General features: G+C 50.9%; 1 protein-coding gene. It reads left to right on the top strand.

The window, feature by feature from the left end:
• Positions 1-264 precede the first annotated feature (264 nt).
• Positions 265-519 carry a helix-turn-helix domain-containing protein gene (locus BQ17_RS13640; RefSeq protein WP_089727956.1) on the top strand — a complete coding sequence of 85 codons (255 nt, stop codon included), beginning with the start codon at positions 265-267 and terminating at the stop codon, positions 517-519.
• Positions 520-839: the final 320 nt, after the last annotated feature.

The raw sequence follows: 839 nt of genomic DNA, 5'->3' as shown, positions 1-839 counted from the left end.
AGGGGTGCAGTCATTGAGAAGTCCTAAGGGGATAGGACAGTGTGCAGTCTCAAGTGGCGCTAACCGACTACCCCCCTTCTGCTATTGCGGAAAAAGGGCCAGGCTCAATTGACGGGTCGTTTTCCACAGATCATTCGCCTAACATTCGGCTGCAAGCGACCCAATGCCGCGGTCCGCCTCCTCAGCAACTATTCGAGCTCAGTGCCACGCGGCATTGGGCGTATGAGCCGAGCAGTTATGCGACATAGATTGACATACTAAATAATGAAAGATTACAAAATAGCCGAAAGACAGGTTGATGTTAGCGTTGGTGAGTCAGTTCGCATCATCCGTGAACTTCAAGACATGAGCCAGAACGAACTAGCCAGGTTAACTGGCATTCCGCAATCCACCATTTCGGCTATTGAGAACGATTGCGTTAACCTAGGTGTAGAACGAGCAAAACAATTGGCAGTGGCACTTAGGTGTCATCCGGCCGTACTCGTGTTCCCAGGGTGGGATATAAACTATGCCGCGTAACAAGCGCGTGCAGTGTTTGGGGAAAAGTGGGAAAAGGAGCCAGATTCATAATGAAGACGTGGTGGCGCTTATTGCTTATGGAGGCGAATATGAGCGAGGAAACAGGCGAGGAAACAGGGACAGACCACGTTTCTTCACCTCCAGGAAAGAAAGGGAAAAAAAGACACCCATCTTTTCGACTTGATCCTCCCACTGCGCGATATTGAGTGGACTAGTCCAAACGTTAGCGCAACCCTTCGCCTTAATGCCATTAAGTTAAGCCTCAAAGCCCCTCTCCCGGCGGGAGAGGGGTTGGGGAGAGGGCGAACGAAAACAGGGAT

The sequence above is a fragment of the Candidatus Thiosymbion oneisti genome, assembly GCF_900092655.1.
In the GTDB taxonomy this organism is placed as follows: domain Bacteria; phylum Pseudomonadota; class Gammaproteobacteria; order Chromatiales; family Chromatiaceae; genus Thiosymbion; species Thiosymbion oneisti.
The sequence above is the reverse complement of the archived record's forward strand: the minus strand, read 5'-3'. Positions and strand labels throughout refer to the sequence as shown.